The organism is Acidimicrobiales bacterium, from assembly GCA_033344915.1.
Classification (GTDB): domain Bacteria; phylum Actinomycetota; class Acidimicrobiia; order Acidimicrobiales; family Aldehydirespiratoraceae; genus JAJRXC01.
The window spans coordinates 3169847-3185350 of record JAWPML010000001.1; the positions used below are offsets into that span (position 1 = coordinate 3169847).

The following is a 15504-nucleotide window of genomic DNA, read 5'->3' on the forward strand; positions in this document are numbered from 1 at the left end:
GTGGTTCAACGGTAGAGGGGGGCACCGAAATTCCCCGTCAAGACACGGTTTCGCGAACGTCACACCTCGCCGACGTCGTAGTACCCCGAGTGGACGTAGCGCACGGGCACGCCGGCTCGTTCGTACATCTCGACGATGCCGGGATGGTCCTCGACCGCGAGCCGGATGTCAGCCCCCGCCGCGAGGAGGGCGGCGAGCACGTCCGCCTTGACCGCCGGCGAATGGCGCTCGTCGCCGTCGGCGCGCAGGACGAGCAGTTCGACCGGGAGATCCCGTTCCGCGAGCCACTGTTCGGTCATGTCGATGGTCACGGCGGGTCGGGCGGTCACGACGACGACCTGATGGTCGACCGCGGTAGCGCGCAGGTCCGCCAGGCCGTCGGCGAGCGCGGCATCCTTCCCGGCCCGGGAGTTGAACATCGCCCAGTTCGGCGGATCCTCCCGCAGGTACTGCTGGCGGTGGGATGCGTCGGAGAGCACACCGTCCATGTCGAAGATCGCGACCGGGCGATCGAACCCCGGTTCGACGCGCCACCGCCAGTGGGCGGGCCAGTCGGTCACTCCTCGTCGCTGGCCGCGGCACCTTCGGCGATGGCGGCCACGACCCCCGGGTCGGCCAGCGTGGTCGTGTCGCCGAGATCGCGTCCGTCGGCGACATCACGCAACAGGCGGCGCATGATCTTCCCCGACCGGGTCTTCGGGAGATCCGGAACGATGAACACGGCCTTCGGTCGCGCCGTCGGCCCGAGCTTCTTGGCGACGTGCTGGCGCACCTCCTCCCCCAGTTCGTCGCTGGCGTCGGCCGTGCCGACGAGGATGACGTAGCCGACGATCGCCTGGCCGGTGACATCGTCCGTCGCGCCGACGACGGCGGCTTCCGCGACCGCCTCGTGGTCGACCAGCGCCGACTCGACTTCCGCGGTGGAGATGCGATGGCCGGAGACGTTCATCACGTCGTCCACCCGCCCGAGCAACCACAGATAGCCGTCGGCATCGAGTCGGGCGCCGTCGCCCGCGAAGTAGCGGCCCTCGTAGGTCGACCAGTACGTCTCGCGGTAGCGGTCCGGGTCGCCCCAGATGCCCCGCAACATCCCCGGCCACGGTCGGGTGATGGTGAGATAGCCGCCGCCTTCGGTCACCGGCTCACCGGCATCGTCGACGACCTCGGCGAAGACCCCGGGGATCGGCTGGGTGGCGGACCCCGGCTTGGTCGTGGTCACGCCCGGCAGCGGGGAGATCATGTGTCCACCCGTCTCCGTCTGCCACCACGTGTCGACGATCGGACACGTTCCGCCCCCGATGTGCTCGTGGTACCACATCCACGCCTCGGGGTTGATCGGCTCGCCGACGGTGCCGAGCACCCGCAGGCTCGAGAGGTCGTGACCCTCCGCCCACTGGGGCCCCCACTTCATGAACGTGCGGATGGCCGTCGGAGCCGTGTAGAGCTGGGTCACGCCGTAGCGCTCGATGATGTCCCAGAGTCGGTCCTTCCTCCATCCGGCTCGGTCACCCTCGCGCTCCTCGGGACGCGGCGTGTCGGGCGTGCCCTCGTACATCACGGACGTGCAGCCGTTCGCGAGCGGGCCGTAGACGATGTAGCTGTGGCCGGTGACCCAGCCGATGTCGGCCGCGCACCAGTAGACATCGGTCTCCGGCTTCAGATCGAAGACGTACTTGTGAGTGAACGCCACCTGGGTGAGATAGCCACCCGTCGTGTGCATGATCCCCTTCGGCTTCGCCGTGGTGCCCGACGTGTAGAGGATGTAGAGGAGCTGCTCGGCGTCCATCGGCTCGGCCGGGCAGTCCGCCGGGGCGTCGGCCATGAGGTCGTGCCACCAGTGATCCCGGCCGGCGACCATCACCGGCGCGGTGTCGCAACGGTTGACGACGACCACGTTCTCGACCGACGGCGCGCCGGCGGCGAGCGCGGCGTCGACGTTCGGCTTCAACGCGGATGGTTCGCCCCGCCGGTAGCCGGCGTCCGCCGTGATCACGAGCTTGGCCTCGGCGTCCTCGCAGCGGTCGGTGATCGCGTCCGGCGAGAACCCGCCGAAGATCACCGAGTGGGCCACGCCGATGCGGGTGCAGGCAAGCATGGCGATCGGCAGCTCGATCACCATGGGCATGTAGATCGCGACACGATCGCCCCGCTCCAGACCGAAGCCCTTGAGGACGTTGGCGAACTTCTGCACCTCGGTGAGCAGGTCGGCATAGGTGAGCGTCAGCGTGTCGCCCGGCTCACCCTCCCAGTGGAACGCGACCTTGTCGCCGAGCCCGGCCGCCACATGCCGGTCGAGACAGTTCTCCGAGAGGTTGAGCTCGCCGCCCACGAACCACGTGGCGAACGGCAGGTCCCATTCGAGCACGGTGTCGAAGTCCTTGGACCAGGTCAGCAGCTCGCGGGCCTGGCGGGCCCAGAACGCCTCGAAGTCGGCGTCCGCCTCGTCGTACAGCGACCCGTCGCCGGCGTTGGCCCCGGCGACGAACTCCGGTGACGGCGGGAACCGCCGATCCTCGCTCTCGTAGATCTCGATCGAACCGTCAGCCATCGTCGCTGCTCCCCTGCTGGTCGCTGGACTGGTGACATTACCCAGCGCGGTCGCGTGCGGCCTTCTGAGCGCCGTTCATCACACGAGCACTACGATCGGCGCGACTTTCGGCGAGGTTGGGACGTCGGGAGTCGTTGGCGGGTCACGACTCTGTGGCCCTCGAGAGGGAGAACCACGTGATTCAAGAATTCAAGGAATTCATCAACAAGGGCAACATCGTCGAACTGGCCGTGGCATTGGTCATGGGCCTGGCGTTCAAGCCGATCGTCGACGCCTTCGTCGACGGCGTGCTCATGCAGATCGTCGCCGCGATCGTGGGCGAGCCGAACTTCGACAGCCTCACGTTCGACATCAGCGACACGCCGATCTTCTACGGCAGCGTCATCACCGCGATCGTGAGCTTCCTGTTCGTGGCCGCCGCCGTCTTCATGGTGCTCAAGGCGTACAACGCCACCAAGGCCGCCGAGGAAGAGGCCGACAGCGGCCCCAGCGAAGTGGACCTCCTCACCGAGATCCGCGACTCCCTCGCCAACCGCTAGTTGAGACGGCGGGGTCAGAGTCCCGTCCCATCTTCGTGACGCGGCGGCCCTTCGGGGCCGTCGCTGTCGCGCTCAGCCGACGAAGATCGTCTCGGTGGTGAAGGTCACGCCGTGATCGATCGTCTTGTGGACGGGGCACCGCTGGGCGATGCCGGCGAGTCGTTCCCGTTGCTCGTCGTCGAAGGACCCCTCGATGAAGATCTCGCTGCGGACCCGGTCGATGTAGCCGGTCTCGTCGTCGTCGCAGTCCCCGCAGTCATCCGCGTGGACCTTGTCGATCTCGTACCGGGCCGACACCGAGTCGAGCTCCCAGCCCTTTCGCCGGCAGTACATCGAGATGGTGATCGCCGTGCACGCCGCCACCGCCGAGATCAGCAGCTCGTAGGGGTTGGGTCCCGTGTCGGACCCCCCGAGGTCGGTGGGCTCGTCGGCGTGCCAGACGTGGTCGCCGGCGCGTAGTTCGACGGCGAAGCCCGAGGTGAGATCAGCGGTGATTGTGGCCATGCGGCGCAGCGTAGGGAAAGCTGCAGGCCCATGGGCACCAACGCGAATGGCGAACCGGCAGCGACGTACGAACGGGTCGGTCACGTCGCGACGATCACCTACAACCGTCCGGAGGCCATGAACGCGGTGAACGGCGCCATGCGCGAAGCCCTCGACGAAGCGTGGACGCGGTTTCGCGAGGACGAGGACGCATGGGTCGGGATCGTCACCGGCACCGGCCGCACGTTCTGTGCGGGCGCGGATCTGCGCGACGGGAAAGGCTCGACCGGCACCTGGCCGGGCTCGTTCTGGGAGTGGCCGACCATCACGACGTTCGAGAGCGGCATGGAGGTGTGGAAGCCCACCATCGCCGCGGTCAACGGCCCGTGCATCGGCTACGGGTTGACCGCGGTGCTGGCCTGTGACTTCGTGCTCGCGAGCGACCGGGCGACGTTCGCCTACCCGGAGGTGACGATCGGCGTCGCCACGATCGTCGGGGCCCTCCGACTGCCGAAGCACGTGGCGATGCCCGACGCGCTCGAGTTGCTCCTGACCGGCGATCCGATCGACGCGGACCACGCCCAGCGGATCGGACTCGCGTGGCGGGTCCACGAGCACGAGGCCCTCATGGACGAGGCCCGCCGGCTGGCCGACCGTCTCTGCCAGGGAGCGCCGCTCGCGGTCCGCGCGACCAACGAGATGGCCCACCGGGGAACGGAGCTGCCCTGGACCGATGCCGTGCGGATGGGTGAGGCGATGCGCCGCGTGGTGAGCCAGAGCGAGGACTCCGCCGAGGGCGGCCGCGCCTGGGCGGAGAAGCGTGATCCCGACTGGAAGGGCCGCTGAGCGGGCCGGACGGTGCCGCCTACATCACCGGCAGCAGCACGGTGAACGTCGTGCCCCGGCCCTCTTCGGTCGTGAATCGGAGATCCCCACCCCAGGCCCGTACATTGCGTCGACTCGCGGCGAGACCGATCCCGTTGCCGTCCTCCTTCGTCGTGAAGTGCGGCTCGAACACACGGTCGAGGAACGGGGCGGGAATGCCGCAGCCGTTGTCGATCACGTTGATCGCGATGTGATCGCCGGCCGAACCGTTCTCGGTCGCGTCGTCCTCGTCGAGGACGACAGTGGTCACCTCGATGCGGATCTTGCCGCGGGGCTCCACGGCATCGCGGGCGTTGACCACGAGGTTGGTGACGATGCGTTCGATGCCGGAGCGGTCCGCGGCGGCCATGAGACCGTCGGTGCGATCCTCGAACGACAGGTCGGCCTGATGGTCGACGAGCACCCGAAGCATGTTGGTGAGCTCGGCGACGAGCGGCCCGACCTCGAGCGGCTGGACACGGCCCCGACTGGGACGGCTCATCGCCATCAGATCCTCGGCGATGTTGCAGGCGCGATCAACGGCCTCCTCCGCCGCCCGTACGCGGTCCGCCTCCTCCGTCTCCTGATCCATGAGGCCGAGCTGCATCCCGATCGAGGAGAGCAGATTGTGGAGATCGTGCGCGGCGCTGCCGACGACCCCGGCGACCGAGCCGAGCGCGGCGCCCTCGACCAACATGCCATCGACCGCGCGACGGTCGGTCACGTCCTCGAGGGTGCCGACGATGCCGTAGGCGTTCGCGGCGGTACCGGAACGGCTCATCGTGAGCCGCAGCTCGCGGGCATCGGGGCTGGTGCGGGTGCGCAACTCGGTCACGAGCGGAGCCGAACCGTCCCACATCGCGAGCTCGCTGCGAACCCGGACGACGTCGGCGGCGTCGAAGCGGTCCATCCATCCGGTGTCGAGCAGCTCGGACGGATCGACGCCCAGCTCGTTGGCGATGCGGGCGTTGACGTAGCGCCAGCGATTCTCCGCATCGGCGAGGAAGATACCGATGGGCGCCATCTCCACCAGCGTGTTGAAGATGGACTGGTTCGCCGCCTTCTCGGCTTCCACCGCGCGACGGGCGGTCACATCGCGGGCGTTGAGCACGATCCCGCGCACGATCGGGTCCGAGCGATAATCGGTGAACAGGGCTTCGACGACGACCCACTCGCCGTCGGCGCGGAGCAGGCGGAGATCGACGGGTCCCATGGTGACGCCCGGGTCCTCCAACGCCGCGACGAACAGCGCTCGCATCGTGTCCAGATCGTCGGTGTGGATGAAGGAGATCCAGTTCTCCTGCATCACCGTGGTCGACCGTTCGAGCAGCGTCGCGACCGTCGGCGTGATGTAGTCGATCGAACCACCCTCGTCGAGGATCGCGATGATGTCGCCGGCACTCGAGACGATCGACCGCAGGCGCCGTTCCGACTGACCGAGGCGCCGCTTCGCCATCACCCGGCTGGTGACGTCGCGCATCGTCGACAGCACACCGCCGACGCCGGGCTCGTCGAGCAGGTTCGTCGACATCCGCTCGACCCAACGCCACGTGCCGTCCGCGTGGCGCGCCCGGAACTGGATCCGGCGGCTGCCGCCCGGCTCCATCCGCAGCTCGGCGCCGATCTGCTGACAACGCTCGACGTCCTCGGGGTGGATGAGCGACCAGCCCGCCGCATTCAGGTACTCGGAGGGCGCGTAGCCGAGAACGGAGCGGACGGACTCCGAGACCCAGATCAGGTTGTCGTCCACGTCGACCAGGGTCTGGAACTCGGTCGCCTGGGCGAGGGTCGCGGCGGCGAGCGCGGCCGGAACCGTCGATGACGGTCCTGCCCCAGTTCGTCCTGTCGCGATGACCTCGGTCACTCCAACTCCCACCGATGAGACGGCGCGCGCCGTTCCTGTGACCCAATCGGCCCATACCGCCGCGATCTCAGTGTTTCGGCGCAGATCCGCCGAATTCCCGAGCGATTCGCCGGCGCCACCAGGTCTTTCGGCCCATACGACCGATGACCGGTGTCCCCAATTCGCGCCCGCCACCTCACGGAGCGTGGTGGACGCTTGAGAGCCCGGCGCGAAGGCCGACAGGGTCCCCAACGTGAAGCTGTGGATCCTCCTCGGAGGTGACACCGGTGAGAGGGACGAACCAGCGATGACCATCACGATCTTTCTGCTCGACGACCATGAGATGGTGCGTCGGGGCCTCCGGGACATCCTGGCGGCGGAGCCGGACTTCGACGTGGTCGGCGAAGCCGGCACCGTGACGGAGGGCGTGAAGGGCATCGTCGAGCTGAAGCCGGATGTGGCGCTCGTGGACGTCGTGCTCCCCGACGGGAACGGCGTCGAGGTCTGCGAGGCGCTCGGCCAGCACGCACCGAACGTCAGCATTCTCGTGCTCACGTCGTTCTCGGACGACGACACGCTGTTCGCGGCGATCAACGCCGGCGCCTCCGGCTATGTCCTCAAGCGGGTCGGCTCGGACGAACTCATCAAGTCCGTGCGCGGCGTCCATGCCGGTCAGTCGCTGGTCGACCCCCGGCTCACCGACCGCATGTTCGACCGCTTGCGTGCCGGCCAGTCCGACGACGAGGAACGCCTGGCCGAACTCAACGACCGCGAGCGAAGCCTGCTCGAGCTCGTCGCCGAGGGTCTGACCAATCGCCAGATCGGCGACCGGCTGCACCTCTCCGAGAAGACGGTGAAGAACTACGTGTCGACCATGCTCAAGAAGCTCGGCATGGACACCCGCACCGAAGCGGCCGTCTTCGCCACCCAGCTCGCGGCCAAGCGCTCGACCGAAGCCCTCGCCGACCGCGGCGGCTGACCCCCGTACCCCTCCACCCCCCTCCAGGAAAAACCACCCGGAACTGGCGTGTGCATCGCCGGGAACGTGGGTGCGGGCTACGCCACTTCGGCTAGGAGGAGGGGGAGCCGAAGATGTGGGGATACATGGCGGTGGTCGCCTGGCTCATCATGTCGACCCGCTCGGCACGGGGTACCTGCGCGGCGAACTCGAGTCCCTCGTCGGCGAGGTGACGGCCGCCCTTCGGCAGGACGTCGAGCGCGCCGCGCACGACATCGCGGGGATCCACCATCGGCGCGAACATCGCGTCGAGATCCGGGTTGTGCCCGACGAACGCGGGTGTCTCCATGCTCGGCGCGACCACGGCCTGCGTGTGCACGCCGGAGTCACGGATCTCCCAGCCGATCGCCTCGACGAGGTTCACGGTGAACGCTTTCGTCGCGCTGTAGAGCCCGACGCCACCGACGCCGGCGAGGGCGGAGCCACTACTCGTCACCATGAACCCGCCGCGTCCGCGCGCCACCATCGGGGGGAGGGACCAGGCGGCGAGTTCGGTGACCGCACCGGCGTTCACGCCAAGGGTGAGGCGCCGTTCCTCGGCGGTCATGTCGAGGAAGTGCTTGACGAAGCTCACGCCCGCGTTCGCCACCGCGAGCCCGATCTCCAGGTCGCCGACGACCGCTGACAACGCCTCGATCCAGCCGGGATCCGTGACGTCGACGACGAGCGTTCGGGTGTCGCCGTCGAGCCCGGCGGCCACGTCGACGACGGCGTCGTTGCGGTCGACCATCACGACGCCCAGGCCCCGTTCGTGGAGTTCCTCGACGAAGGCGAGCCCCACACCCTGGGCGGCGCCGGTGACAACGGCCCACGGCCCGTACTGGTCGGGAAAGTCGATCATGGGCGCCGACCCTAGCCCTGTCGCGCCCGGGCGAACCACGGGGTCGTCGCTGCCTTCGGGCACACTACGCTCGACCACCCGGCCCCCGTAGCTCAGTGGATAGAGCATCGGTTTCCTAAACCGTGAGCGGAAGTTCGATTCTTCCCGGGGGCGCGAGGAAGGACCACGCCGTGCAGGTACGTCTCCGACAACTCACCGATCAGGTTCTCAACCGGTTCTTCGCCATTCCGATGTTGTTCGTCGGGCTCGGCGCGATCCTGTCCCTGCTCGTCCGGGCGATCGACACATCCGACCTGGCGCAGTCGCTCCCCACGGCGATGCAGACCACCGTGCAGAGCGGCCGCGTGCTCCTCGCGACCATCGCCGGCGGACTTCTCACATCGGTCACCCTCCTCCTGTCGCTGATGCTCGTCGCGGTGCAACTCGCGAGCACCCAGTACTCGCCGCGGACCCTGCGCAACTGGATCGGGGACAAGACGCTGCAGATCACGGTCGGCGTGGTCCTCGGCACCTCGGTCTTCTGCCTGCTCGTCCTGCGCGACACCCGGCGTCTGTCGGAGGGCACCGCCGACACACCGCCCACCGAGCTCGTCCCCCACGTCGGTGTGCTCGTGGCCGTCGCACTCGGGATCGTGTCGTTGATCCTCGTCGTGAAATCCGTCGACCACCTCGCCGACAGCCTGCGGGTCGGGCGGGTGGGCCAGCGCATCATGGCGGCCACACTGTCGACCATCCAACAGCGAAGCAGCGTCGCCGGCGGCGAGGGCGACGCTCGCAGTCCCGTCGTCCCAGCCGACACCGCGTTCCCGGATCACGCCGAACCCGTCACCACCCCGCAGGCGGGGTGGGTGCAGCAGGTCGACATCGACGCCCTGCTCGAGGCCATGCCGAGCGGTGCGACGTCGTGGATCGCGGCGCCCCTCGGCGACTATGTGCTCCCCGACGCCCCGCTCGTGTGGACTACCGCCGACACCGCGGAGTGCGAGCACGGCATCCGGGACGCGTTCGCCATCGGGGACACCCGCACGATGCAGCAGGACGCGGCCTACGGCATCCTGCGGCTGACCGACATCGCCGTGCGCGCCCTCTCCCCCGGCGTCAACGACCCCAACACGGCGGCGGACATGGTGGCGCACCTCAACGTCATCCTCCTGCGCCTGTGGGAGCTCCCGCCCGAGCCGAGCCACCATCGCGCGGAGGACCGCACCGTGATCGTGACGCCGGTGACGCACGCGGAGTACCTCCACCTCGCCTTCGACCCCATCCGGCGCTACGGCGCGGCGGACCCGGTGGTCATCGAGACGCTCGTCCGCGCCCTCACCCAACTCGTCGCGGAGGTCGAGCGCCGCGATCTCCCCGGGCCGACCGAGCCGTTGGTCGAGATGGTCGAGCTCGTCAGGTCCACGGCAGACCGGACGCAGTTCTCCCCCCAGGACCGCGAACGTCTCGACGCCATCGCGGATCCGCAGTCATGACCGTTCGTGTCGGCTTCGTCGGCTGCGGGCTCATCGCCGGGTTTCACGCGGCCGGACTGGCGCCTGTCCCCGATGCCGAGATCACGGCGGTGTTCGACGTCGACGACGCCCGGCGCCGCCGGTTCGCCGACGCGCAGGCGGCGCGCGCCGTGGCGTCGGTCGACGAACTCATCGACGCGGTCGACGCGGTCTACGTCACCACCTGGACCGCCGCCCACCCCGAAGTCGTGGACGCCGTCGTGGACGCCGGGCTCCCCGTGTTCTGCGAGAAGCCCCTCGGCGTCGATCTCGCGGCCGCGCAGGCCATGGCGGCGAGGGTCCGCGCCGCGGGCGTCGTCAACCAGGTCGGGCTCGTGTTGCGCTCGTCCCCGGCGTTTCGATGGCTGCGGGAGCAGGTGCATTCGGGCCGGCACGGCGCACCGATGAGCATGGTGTTCCGCGACGACCAGTACCTGCCCACGCGGGGCATGTACGCGTCGACCTGGCGTGGCGACCCCGCGCTCGCGGGCTCGGGCGCGCTGCTGGAGCACTCCATCCACGACCTCGATCTGATCGAGTGGATCCTCGGCGACGTCGTGTCCGTCAACGCCGTCACCGCGTTCGCCCACGACATCGACGGCATCGAGGACCAGGCGAGCGTGATCCTGCGCACCGCCGAGGGCGCACAGGCGGTGCTCAGTTCGACCTGGCACGACATCGACAGCCGCCCCAGCCAACGATCGGTGGAGGTGTTCTGTCGCACCGGCCACTTCGCCGTCGACGGCGACTGGTTCGGGCCCGTCCGCCGCCAGACGAGCGACGACGAGGACCTCGTGCTCGACGGCCACGACCTCGTCGACGCGATCCGGCCGATCGACGGCGTCGACGGCAATCCCGACGCCGACTTCGTGCACGCCGTGCAGACCGGACAGGCCGCCCACCCCGACTTCGCGGTGGCCGTGCGGGCCCACGTGCTCGCCGACGCGGCCTACCGGAGCGCGGCGGCCGGTGGCGCACCGGTCGACGTGCGCGTCACCAGATCCGACGAGCGGCCGCCCACCGGCTGAGTTCGTTGCGGTTGGACAACTGGAGCTTGCGCAGGACAGCCGACGCGTGGGTCTCGACCGTCTTCACCGAGATCGTGAGCTGCGCAGCGATCTCCTTGTAGGTGTAGCCCCGCGCCAGATGGCGCAGCACTTCCTTCTCGCGCTTCGTGAGCTGGTCGAGATCGTCGTCGGCCGCCTCCACCGCGGGCGCGGGCGCCGCGCCGGCGAAGGCATCGAGCACGAAGCCCGCCAGCCGGGGCGAGAAGACGGCGTCACCCTCGCTCACCCGGATGATCGCGTCGACGAGATCGTCGGCGGAGATCGACTTCGTCACGTATCCCCGCGCGCCGGCCCGGACGACGTCGATCACGTCCTCGGCGGCGTCGGACACGGAGAGGGCGAGGAAGGACGTGTCGACGCCCGCAGCGTCGACGGCCTCGATCACCTCCCGACCGGTGCCGGACGGCAGGTGCACGTCGAGCAGCACCACGTCGGGCGACCACTGCTCGATCACGGCGACGGCGTCCGCGACGTCGTCGGCCTCGGCCACGACGGTCACCCGCTCGCCCAACTCGGACCGGACGCCGCTGCGAAACATCTGATGGTCGTCGACGAGCACGACACGGGGCGGGGCGACGGGCATGGTCAGACCGTATCCCTGCGGGGCGCGCCGACGGCCGGAGCGAACAGCTCGACCTCCGTGCCCGCACCCGGTGAGGAGCTGATCGCGGCGGTACCGCCGACGCGCTCCATCCGTCCGACGATCGACTCCCGCACGCCGAGCCGGTCCTCGGCCACCGCGTCCGGATCGAACCCGGCGCCGGTGTCCCGGACGAAGACGCGCACGCCGTCGTCATCGACCTCGGCGTAGACCGACACGCGGTCCTGTCCGCTCCACTTCGCCGCGTTGGTGGCCGCCTCGCCCATGGCCCCGACGAGCGCCTCGAGCGCCGTGTCCATCGGAATGTCACCGACGACGACCGTCTCGACGGCGATGTCGAAGCGGTCCTCGACCACACCCGTCATCCGTTCGACCGAGTTGCGGAAGGTCGTGGCGGCGGGATCGTCGGAATCGGCGTAGAGCCAGCGGCGGAGCTCCCGCTCCTGTTGGCGCGCCAGTTGGGCGATCACCTTGGGGTCGTCGGTGCGCTGGATGAGCGCGAAGGTCTGGAGCACCGAGTCGTGGAGGTGTGCGGCCATGTCGGCGCGGGCATCGGCGTGCAGGCGACGGCGCCGCTCGTCGGTGCGTTCTCTCATCAGGCCGGTGATCCACGGGCCGACGATCAGGGCCGCGCCGGACAGTACGAGCACGGTCGCGAGCAGGCTTGAGCGCACGACATCGAACGAGAGGTCGCCGGCGATCAATGCCGTGATCCCGAGCCCGACGACGATGATCCCAGCCGCGACCCGCAAGGCTTCGGAGCGGGTCGAGTCGAAGTTCGGACGGACGTACCAGACCACGCCACCGACCGCGAGGCCGACGTTGAGCACGGGCCACGCGACGACCGGCGGCAGGCCGAGACCGAGCGCGTCCTGGACGAGCACCACCCCGACCACGATCAGGGCGAGCCCCACGCCGCGGCGGACCTCCGGTGCCTCCTCCGCGGCGACCGCGGTGGCGCCCTCTGGCATGACGAGCATCGCCAGCAGGTAGAGCGGCGCGCCGACCCCGGTGACGCCCAGGACCACGGCCGCGATGCGCATGACCTGCGGGTCGACGTGGACCGCGCGCGCCAACCCGGCGCACACGCCGCCGACGACCCGGTCGTTCGTCGAACGGGCCGGGATCTGGCTGACGCGCGTCGCGTCGGCGGGCGTCGCCGGATCGGGAGTGGCCGTGTCGTTCACGCCCTCCATGCTCGCACGAAGCGACGGGAAATGGCTCGGGGCCGCACCCGGAGCCGCCCCCGAGTCCTCAGGGTCGAATCAGGGTTGACCCCGATGGGCGGACGGCGGGCGGGACGCCATGGTGGAGCCATGAACGACCCGACCGACCAGGATCCGCCTCCCCCGGATCCGACCGAGGAGATCCCCCTTCCTCCTCCGTCCGCGGGTCCCACCGGGCCGCCCCGACGGCTGCGCCGCAGCCGCGACGATCGCATGATCTCGGGCGTGTCCGGCGGGATCGCGGAGTACTTCGCGATCGACCCCATCATCGTGCGGCTGGGCTTCTTCGCCCTCGCCCTGCTCGGGGGCAGCGGGATCGGCATCTACCTCATCGCGTGGCTGGTGATGCCCGACGCCACCGAGGACGAGAGTGCCGCCCTCAACGCCCTGCGCGGGGGTGACCGGCCCGGCGGACGGTCGATCGTCGCCCTGGTTTTGGTCGTCCTCGGGATCCTCATCTTCTCCGGGTCACTCTTCTGGTCGCCGTTCGACGGCGGCCTGTTCCTGCCCCTCTTGGTCCTCGCCGCGGGCATCGCCCTGCTCGTGTGGCCGGCCGACGGCCCCCGGTTCCACGACTCCTGGGCCCATCCCGACGCCGACTGGCGCCGCGAACGCGAGGCCATGCGCGGCGAGTGGCGGCGCGAGCGTCAGGCCTGGCGGGACAGCCGTCGCCAGTGGCGACACGGCTATCGACGTGGCGTGCAGCCCGACGACGCGTCACCGACCGACACCGCCGGTCCCCCACCACCGCGCCCACGCCGCCCCCGGCCCCCGCGACCGCGTCCGTTCCTCGGCCCGCTCGCGATCGCCACGCTCCTCGCGTTCGCGGGGCTGACGGTGCTCGCCGACGAGGTCGGCTGGTGGGACACGGAACCCGCCTCGTTCCTCGCCATCTGCCTGATGATCATCGGCACGGTGCTCGTCGTGTCGGCGGTGCTGGGCCGGGCCCGCGGCCTCATCTGGTTGGGCGTCTTCATCCTGCCCGCCGCATGGGCCGTCGCCGCCATCGATCTGACCTGGTGGGACGGCGTCGGCGAGGAGTTGGTCACCGTCGATGCGGTCGAGGAGCTCCAGGACGAGTACCGCTTCGGCATCGGCCAGTTCCACGTCGATCTCTCGGACCTCGACCTGGAGGGCGGGACCCACGACCTCGCCGTCGGCCTCACCATCGGCGAGCTGAAGGTCTTCGTGCCCGAGACCATGGAGGTCGAGATCGACCTCGACGGTCGCATGGGATCCGTCATCGTCCGCGACGGCGATCTCCGCCTGAACGACGACGGCATCGACACCGAACTGGACCGGGTCGTCGGTGATCCCACGGGCGGCACGCTCGTCCTCGACGTGGACATCGGCATCGGCGAAGCCGAGGTCGTCGTCTGCGGATCAGGAGACGTGCCGTGCCCCTGATCGCCCTCCCCCTCCTACCCTTCTGCCTTGTCGGACTCGTGCTCGCCATCGTGTTCGACGTCACCTCCCGGGAGCTCTGATGGAACGCCATCCCCTCGACCCTGTCGCCCTCGTCACCGGACTGCTGTTCGGGCTCGCCGGCCTGGCGATCTTCGCCGACCAGCAGTGGGACGACGTCGACGTCACCGCCTTCGCCGGCGCCGGCGTCATGGTCATCGCCCTGCTGCTCGCCGGCCTCGTGGTCGCCCGCTACGTCCAGGACTCCCAACCCCCACCTCCGGGATGACCAACCCCTTCGTTCTGGGTGAACGGGGGCGCGGATTCCAGCGCTCCGTTCACCCAGAACGGGGATGGGTGGGAGGGTGGCGCTACCGTGACGCCGTGCGCCTGTACGACACGGCCCGGGGCGAGGTCGTTCCCTTCGAGCCCGGCAACGAGGTCTCGATCTACGTCTGCGGGATCACCCCCTACGACTCGACCCACCTCGGCCACGCCAACACCTACGTCACCTACGACCTGCTGATCCGACGGTTGGAGGACCTCGGCCACACGGTCCGCCTGGTGCGCAACATCACGGACGTCGACGACTCGATCCTGCCGAAAGCCCGCGAGCTCGGCGTCGACTTCCTCGAGCTCGCGGCCGCCGAGACCGCCCGCTTCCACGGCGACATGGAGGCGCTCGACACCCGGCCCGTCCACGCCGAGCCGCACGCGACCAAGTGGATCACCGAGATGGTCGAGCTGATCGCGACGCTCGACGCGAACGGCCACGTCTACGTCGTGGACGGAACGGTGTTCTTCGACGTCTCGACGTTTCCGGGTTTCGGCGCGGTCAGCGGCTACGACGAAGCCACCATGATCGAGTACTCGGCCGAACGTGGCGGCCGCCCGGACGATCCCCGCCAGCGCAACCCGCTCGACTTCGTGCTCTGGCAGCCGTCGCTCGACGACGAGCCGAGCTGGGACTCCCCGTGGGGACCCGGGCGACCGGGCTGGCACATCGAGTGCAGCGCCATGTCGATGGGGATCCTCGGCACCACGATCGACCTGCACGGCGGCGGCAGCGACCTGATCTTCCCGCATCACGAGTGCGAGCGGGCCCAGAGCGAGGCCGCCACCGGCGAACCGTTCGTGCGCCACTGGATGCACTGCGGCATGGTCGCCTACGAGGGCACGAAGATGTCCAAGTCGCTCGGCAACCTCGTGTTCGTCAGCGAGCTCTCGAAGACCGCGGACCCCCGCGCGATCCGGCTCGCGCTGATGGGGCACCACTATCGCGACAACTGGGAGTGGTTCGACCACGACATCGACGAGGCGTCCGCCCTACTCGACCGGCTGGTCGCCGCGGCCGAGGCGACGGCCGGGCCCGACCCCGCGCCGTACGCGGCCCGCGTTCGTGCCGCCCTGGACGACGACCTCGACGCCCCGACGGCGAGGTCGGCGCTCGCCGATCTCGCCGACGCGATATCCGCCGGAGGCGACGACGCGTCGGCGCCTATCGTGTTGGCCGAACTGGGCGCGCTCGTCGGCGTCGCCCTCGACCGTCCCGCCCCGTCCCGGTCCTGATCTCCCCC

Annotated in this window: 15 protein-coding genes and 1 tRNA gene; 9 read left to right on the forward strand and 7 right to left on the reverse strand. The window is 69.6% G+C overall.

What is annotated here, in order from left to right:
- Positions 1 to 59: 59 nt before the first annotated feature.
- Together R8F63_15165 and acs are read right to left on the reverse strand one after the other, a co-directional pair.
- Complete coding sequence (locus R8F63_15165; GenBank protein MDW3219953.1) at positions 60 to 560, reverse strand: hypothetical protein; 501 nt, start codon at positions 558 to 560, stop codon at positions 60 to 62.
- A complete protein-coding gene (acs, locus tag R8F63_15170) occupies positions 557 to 2548 on the reverse strand; it encodes an acetate--CoA ligase (GenBank protein MDW3219954.1) in 1992 nt (663 codons plus the stop codon). The genes R8F63_15165 and acs overlap by 4 nt, the downstream gene beginning before the upstream one ends.
- A gap of 176 nt (positions 2549 to 2724) precedes the next feature.
- Between acs and mscL the strand changes: the two genes are divergently transcribed.
- Complete coding sequence (mscL, locus tag R8F63_15175) at positions 2725 to 3087, forward strand: large conductance mechanosensitive channel protein MscL (GenBank protein ID MDW3219955.1); 363 nt, start codon at positions 2725 to 2727, stop codon at positions 3085 to 3087.
- 72 nt (positions 3088 to 3159) lie between these two features.
- Here mscL and R8F63_15180 read toward each other — a convergent pair whose 3' ends face one another.
- Positions 3160 to 3591 (reverse strand): OsmC family protein, encoded by a 432-nt coding sequence (locus R8F63_15180; GenBank protein ID MDW3219956.1) that lies wholly within the window; start codon positions 3589 to 3591, stop codon positions 3160 to 3162.
- A gap of 30 nt (positions 3592 to 3621) precedes the next feature.
- On the opposite strand from R8F63_15180, the gene R8F63_15185 reads away from it, so the two are divergent.
- Complete coding sequence (locus R8F63_15185) at positions 3622 to 4416, forward strand: enoyl-CoA hydratase-related protein (GenBank protein ID MDW3219957.1); 795 nt, start codon at positions 3622 to 3624, stop codon at positions 4414 to 4416.
- 19 nt (positions 4417 to 4435) lie between these two features.
- Here the strand turns inward: R8F63_15185 and R8F63_15190 are convergent, their stop codons facing one another.
- Positions 4436 to 6298, reverse strand: a complete 1863-nt coding sequence (locus tag R8F63_15190; protein MDW3219958.1) for a PAS domain S-box protein — start codon at positions 6296 to 6298, stop codon at positions 4436 to 4438.
- Between the two features lie 286 nt (positions 6299 to 6584).
- On the opposite strand from R8F63_15190, the gene R8F63_15195 reads away from it, so the two are divergent.
- Positions 6585 to 7256: a response regulator transcription factor gene (locus tag R8F63_15195; protein ID MDW3219959.1), complete on the forward strand. Its 672-nt coding sequence runs from the start codon at positions 6585 to 6587 to the stop codon at positions 7254 to 7256.
- Between the two features lie 91 nt (positions 7257 to 7347).
- Here R8F63_15195 and R8F63_15200 read toward each other — a convergent pair whose 3' ends face one another.
- Positions 7348 to 8136: an SDR family NAD(P)-dependent oxidoreductase gene (locus tag R8F63_15200; GenBank protein MDW3219960.1), complete on the reverse strand. Its 789-nt coding sequence runs from the start codon at positions 8134 to 8136 to the stop codon at positions 7348 to 7350.
- A gap of 81 nt (positions 8137 to 8217) precedes the next feature.
- On the opposite strand from R8F63_15200, the gene R8F63_15205 reads away from it, so the two are divergent.
- From R8F63_15205 to R8F63_15215, 3 genes are all read left to right on the forward strand, one after another.
- Positions 8218 to 8289, forward strand: a tRNA-Arg gene (locus tag R8F63_15205).
- A gap of 17 nt (positions 8290 to 8306) precedes the next feature.
- A complete protein-coding gene (locus tag R8F63_15210) occupies positions 8307 to 9611 on the forward strand; it encodes a DUF2254 domain-containing protein (GenBank protein ID MDW3219961.1) in 1305 nt (434 codons plus the stop codon).
- On the forward strand, positions 9608 to 10657 hold the full coding sequence (locus R8F63_15215; GenBank protein MDW3219962.1) for a Gfo/Idh/MocA family oxidoreductase: 1050 nt from the start codon (positions 9608 to 9610) through the stop codon (positions 10655 to 10657). Before R8F63_15210 ends, R8F63_15215 begins: the two co-directional genes overlap by 4 nt.
- Here R8F63_15215 and R8F63_15220 read toward each other — a convergent pair.
- Both R8F63_15220 and R8F63_15225 read right to left on the reverse strand, forming a co-directional pair.
- Positions 10623 to 11279 carry a response regulator transcription factor gene (locus R8F63_15220; protein ID MDW3219963.1) on the reverse strand — a complete coding sequence of 219 codons (657 nt, stop codon included), beginning with the start codon at positions 11277 to 11279 and terminating at the stop codon, positions 10623 to 10625. The two genes, R8F63_15215 and R8F63_15220, sit on opposite strands and share 35 nt — an antisense overlap.
- A 2-nt stretch (positions 11280 to 11281) precedes the next feature.
- The gene (locus R8F63_15225; GenBank protein ID MDW3219964.1) at positions 11282 to 12484 is read right to left on the reverse strand and encodes a PspC domain-containing protein; all 1203 of its coding nucleotides are present in this window, start codon (positions 12482 to 12484) and stop codon (positions 11282 to 11284) included.
- A gap of 129 nt (positions 12485 to 12613) precedes the next feature.
- On the opposite strand from R8F63_15225, the gene R8F63_15230 reads away from it, so the two are divergent.
- From R8F63_15230 to cysS, 3 genes are all read left to right on the forward strand, one after another.
- Complete coding sequence (locus R8F63_15230) at positions 12614 to 13930, forward strand: PspC domain-containing protein (GenBank protein ID MDW3219965.1); 1317 nt, start codon at positions 12614 to 12616, stop codon at positions 13928 to 13930.
- A 79-nt stretch (positions 13931 to 14009) separates the two neighbouring features.
- On the forward strand, positions 14010 to 14216 hold the full coding sequence (locus R8F63_15235; protein ID MDW3219966.1) for a hypothetical protein: 207 nt from the start codon (positions 14010 to 14012) through the stop codon (positions 14214 to 14216).
- Positions 14217 to 14311: 95 nt separating this feature from the next.
- Positions 14312 to 15496, forward strand: a complete 1185-nt coding sequence (cysS, locus tag R8F63_15240; protein ID MDW3219967.1) for a cysteine--tRNA ligase — start codon at positions 14312 to 14314, stop codon at positions 15494 to 15496.
- The last annotated feature ends 8 nt before the right edge of the window (positions 15497 to 15504 follow it).

Excerpts from the sequence above, each read along its gene's own strand:
- acs (MDW3219954.1), bottom strand. The coding sequence starts at position 2,548 with ATGGCTGACGGTTCGATCGAGATCTACGAGAGCGAGGATCGGCGGTTC.
- R8F63_15180 (MDW3219956.1), bottom strand. The coding sequence starts at position 3,591 with ATGGCCACAATCACCGCTGATCTCACCTCGGGCTTCGCCGTCGAACTA.
- R8F63_15185 (MDW3219957.1), top strand. The coding sequence starts at position 3,622 with ATGGGCACCAACGCGAATGGCGAACCGGCAGCGACGTACGAACGGGTC.
- R8F63_15195 (MDW3219959.1), top strand. The coding sequence starts at position 6,585 with ATGACCATCACGATCTTTCTGCTCGACGACCATGAGATGGTGCGTCGG.
- R8F63_15200 (MDW3219960.1), bottom strand. The coding sequence starts at position 8,136 with ATGATCGACTTTCCCGACCAGTACGGGCCGTGGGCCGTTGTCACCGGC.
- R8F63_15215 (MDW3219962.1), top strand. The coding sequence starts at position 9,608 with ATGACCGTTCGTGTCGGCTTCGTCGGCTGCGGGCTCATCGCCGGGTTT.
- R8F63_15220 (MDW3219963.1), bottom strand. The coding sequence starts at position 11,279 with ATGCCCGTCGCCCCGCCCCGTGTCGTGCTCGTCGACGACCATCAGATG.
- R8F63_15230 (MDW3219965.1), top strand. The coding sequence starts at position 12,614 with ATGAACGACCCGACCGACCAGGATCCGCCTCCCCCGGATCCGACCGAG.
- R8F63_15235 (MDW3219966.1), top strand. The coding sequence starts at position 14,010 with ATGGAACGCCATCCCCTCGACCCTGTCGCCCTCGTCACCGGACTGCTG.